At 68.0% G+C, this 3,599-nt stretch carries 3 protein-coding genes; all 3 read left to right on the top strand.

Annotated features, from left to right (window positions below; all coding sequences use genetic code 11):
- Positions 1-69: 69 nt before the first annotated feature.
- The 3 genes from asnB to ACFSVL_RS11135 all read left to right on the top strand — a co-directional run bounded on the left by asnB (position 70) and on the right by ACFSVL_RS11135 (position 3,395).
- Positions 70-1,917 carry an asparagine synthase (glutamine-hydrolyzing) gene (asnB, locus tag ACFSVL_RS11125; protein ID WP_378303138.1) on the top strand — a complete coding sequence of 616 codons (1,848 nt, stop codon included), beginning with the start codon at positions 70-72 and terminating at the stop codon, positions 1,915-1,917.
- Positions 1,918-1,945: 28 nt separating this feature from the next.
- A complete protein-coding gene (locus ACFSVL_RS11130; RefSeq protein ID WP_378303140.1) occupies positions 1,946-2,239 on the top strand; it encodes a DUF5988 family protein in 294 nt (97 codons plus the stop codon).
- Between the two features lie 121 nt (positions 2,240-2,360).
- The gene (locus ACFSVL_RS11135; RefSeq protein WP_378303142.1) at positions 2,361-3,395 is read left to right on the top strand and encodes a GDP-mannose 4,6-dehydratase; all 1,035 of its coding nucleotides are present in this window, start codon (positions 2,361-2,363) and stop codon (positions 3,393-3,395) included.
- Positions 3,396-3,599 lie beyond the last annotated feature (204 nt).

A 3,599-nucleotide genomic window follows, 5' to 3' on the forward strand; every position in this document is an offset into this window, starting at 1 on the left:
TCCGCGTTCGCCTTCTGCGATCGTGCGTTGCGGGCGCAGCCGGCGCCCCGGCTCGGAGGGAGCGGCGGAATGTGCGGCATCACCGGATGGCTGTCTTTTGAACGGGATCTGCGGGCCGAGCGCGCCGCGGTGGCGGCGATGAGCCAGACGATGGCCTGCCGCGGCCCGGACGCCGAAGGCGGCTGGGCGGACCGGCACATCGCGTTCGGGCACCGCAGGCTCGCGGTGATCGACGTCGAGGGCGGCGCGCAGCCGATGCGCGCCGAGGTCCCCGGCGGGAGCGTGGTGACGACCTACAGCGGCGAGGCGTACAACTTCGCCGAACTGCGCGCCGAACTGCGCGGGCGCGGCCATCGGTTCGCCACCTCGAGCGACACCGAGGTCGTGCTGCGGGGGTATCTCGAGTGGGGCGAGGCCGTGGCCGGCCGGCTCGAGGGCATGTACGCCTTCGCGATCTGGGACGGCCGGGACGAGAAGCTGGTCATGGTCCGGGACCGGCTCGGCATCAAGCCGTTCTTCTTCTCTCCCACCGGCGACGGGGTGCTCTTCGGTTCCGAGGCGAAGGCGATTCTGGCCCATCCGCTGGCGAAGCGGGTGATCAAGGCCGACGGTCTTCGCGAGATGCTGAACGGGTGGAACACCCCCGGGGCCGGGATCTGGTCCGGAATGCGGGAAGTCCGTCCCGGGAGCCTGGTCGTGGCCGACCGCTCCGGCGTGCGCGAGCGCCGCTACTGGGAGCTGGGGCCGGCCGAGCACACGGACGATCTCGACGCGACCGTCGCGACCACGCGCGAGCTGCTCGACGACATCGTCGCGCATCAGCTCGTGGCGGACGTCCCGCGGTGCGTCCTGCTCTCCGGCGGGCTGGATTCCAGTTCGCTGACCGTCGTGGCGGCCCGGCGGCTGGCCGCGCACGGCGAACGGGTGCACACGTACTCGGTGGACTTCGTCGGCCGCAACGAATCCTTCCGGCCCGATCAGATGCGCGCCACCCCGGACTCGCCGTTCGTCCACGACGTGGCCGGGCACATCGGTTCGGTGCACGAGGACATCGTGCTGCCGTATACCTCGATGACCGACTGGGAGAACCGCAAGGCGGTGATCGCGGCGCGTGATTTCCCGGTCGGCATGGCCGATGTCGACGTGCCGCTGTACATGTTGTTCAAGGCCATCCGGGAGCACTCCACGGTCGCGCTGTCCGGCGAGGGAGCCGACGAGGTGTTCGCCGGCTACCCGTGGTTCCACGTTCCCGAGTTCGCGAACGCCGACGTGTACCCGTGGATGGTCCCGGTGCTGGCCGCGTGGGACGACTCGAACGCGAACGCGATGATGAACCCGGATCTGCGGGCCGCGCTCGACCTGGAGACCTACTTCAAGGACTCCTACCGCGACGCGGCGGCCACCGTGGAGTCGCCGCCCGGGGAAACCGAGCAGGAACGCCGGATGCGCGTCATGTGCCACCTGCACCTGACCCGGTTCCTGCCGATGCTCCTCGACCGCAAGGACCGGATCAGCATGGCGGTCGGCCTGGAGGTGCGGGTGCCGTACTGCGATCACCGTCTCGTCGAATACGTGTACAACACCCCCTGGGCGATGAAGACCTTCGACGGGCGCGAAAAGAGCCTGCTCCGGGCGGCGGCGGGGGACCTGCTGCCCGCTTCGGTCCGGGACCGGGTGAAGAGCCCGTTCCCGGCGACGCAGGACGAGCGGTACGCCGCCGAACTGCAGCAGATGGCCCGGGAATTGACCGCGGACGCCGACCATCCCGTGTTCCGGTTCGCGAACCGAGCGTGGGCCGAGGAGGTGCTGCGGGCGGATCCGGCGGACATCGACGACAGCACCCGGGAAGCCCTCGACCGCATGATCGACATCGCCACCTGGGTCGATCTCTACCAGCCGGAAATCGAGCTCGGCTGAGCCGCTGGCACGGGACAACCTCTAGGGAATGTCCGGTGCGGCGAGGTGCACCCTGGTTTTCCGGGGGGTCGTCGACGCGGAGGAAACCCCCGGTTCCGCGAAAGGGATGATCGAGATGGAGAAGGTACGGATTGTGCTCGCCGGCGGTCCGGCCGAACTGCGGGAAAGCGCGGTCACCGAAGTCGACAGCCTGCACGAAAAGGTCAAGATAGCGTTCGCTTCCGGATACGAGCATTTTTCGCACAGCGGCGAAGTCGCCGAGGTGGACGGCGCGGTGCTGCCGGTCTTCCGCTGGTGCGCGCGGACCAGGATCGCGGAGTAGCCGCGTTCGCGGGCCGCCGGCCGCCGAATCGTGTTCGTGCATATCCCCAGTTCCTTTCCGGGCCGCCCCGGTCCGCGGCCGATCGATCGCGAGCTGTCCGTGTCCGAGAAAAGAGGTTGAAATGTCCAGGCGTGCATTGATCACCGGGATCACCGGTCAGGACGGTTCGTATCTGGCCGAACACCTGCTGGCGCAGGGATACCAGGTGTGGGGGTTGATCCGGGGGCAGGCGAATCCGCGGAAATCGCGGGTCAGCAAGCTGGCCGCGGACCTGAATTTCGTCAACGGCGATCTGCTGGACCAGGCGAGCCTGGTCGCGGCGGTCGACAAGATCCAGCCGGACGAGGTCTACAACCTCGGTGCGATCTCGTTCGTGCCGATGTCGTGGGAGCAGGCCGAACTGGTCACCGAGGTCAACGGCATGGGCGTGCTGCGCATGCTCGAGGCGATCCGGATGGTGAGCGGGCTGTCGATCGCTTCGCGTCCGTCGACCGCCGGGCAGATCCGGTTCTACCAGGCCTCGTCGTCGGAAATGTTCGGCAAGGTGACGGAAACGCCGCAATGCGAGACAACGGTGTTCCACCCGCGCAGCCCGTACGGCGTGGCGAAAGCCTACGGCCACTACATCACGCGCAATTACCGCGAATCATTCGGCGTGTACGGGGTCTCCGGGATGCTGTTCAACCACGAATCGCCCCGGCGCGGCACGGAGTTCGTGACCAGGAAGATTTCCCTGGCGGTGGCGCAGATCAAGCTGGGGCTGCAGGACAAGCTGAAGCTGGGCAATCTGGACGCGGTGCGCGACTGGGGTTTCGCCGGCGACTACGTCCGCGCCATGCATCTCATGCTGCAGCAGGAGGTGCCCGGCGACTACGTGATCGGGACCGGGCGGACGAATTCGGTGCGCGACGCGGTCCGGATCGCGTTCGAGTGCGTGGACCTGGAATGGGAGGACCACGTGGAAATCGATCCGTTGCTGGTCCGCCCGGCCGAGGTCGAGACGTTGTGCGCGGATTCCGGGCTGGCGCGCGAGACGCTGGGCTGGGAGCCGTCGGTCTCCTTCGCCGAGCTGATGCGCATGATGGTCGAGTCCGATCTGCGCCAGGTGCAGCGCGAACGCCGGATCGACGAACTCTCGCTGACCGGGACCTGGTAGCCGCCGATGCACCCGTCCACACGCGCCAATATAGGGATTTCCCAGCCGTACCAGCGGGAAACTGTTGTGGTGGGAACGACGACCGGGGCCGCGCGGCGGTGCCGCGGCGCGGCGGGCAGGCGGCGGACGAGGCCCCTCCGGACATTTCTGATCTGTGGTGCGGGCAGCGTTTTTCCGCTCGCCGTCGAGACGGATTGAGCGGGA

Origin of the sequence: Amycolatopsis silviterrae, from assembly GCF_042684085.1 — a bacterium.
GTDB classification, from domain to species: Bacteria; Actinomycetota; Actinomycetes; order Mycobacteriales; family Pseudonocardiaceae; genus Amycolatopsis; species Amycolatopsis silviterrae.

What these genes read in the sequence shown, in the direction of transcription:
- ACFSVL_RS11130 (WP_378303140.1), top strand. Translation starts at nt 1,946, where the DNA reads ATGTCCGGTGCGGCGAGGTGCACCCTGGTTTTCCGGGGGGTCGTCGAC.
- asnB (WP_378303138.1), top strand. Translation starts at nt 70, where the DNA reads ATGTGCGGCATCACCGGATGGCTGTCTTTTGAACGGGATCTGCGGGCC.
- ACFSVL_RS11135 (WP_378303142.1), top strand. Translation starts at nt 2,361, where the DNA reads ATGTCCAGGCGTGCATTGATCACCGGGATCACCGGTCAGGACGGTTCG.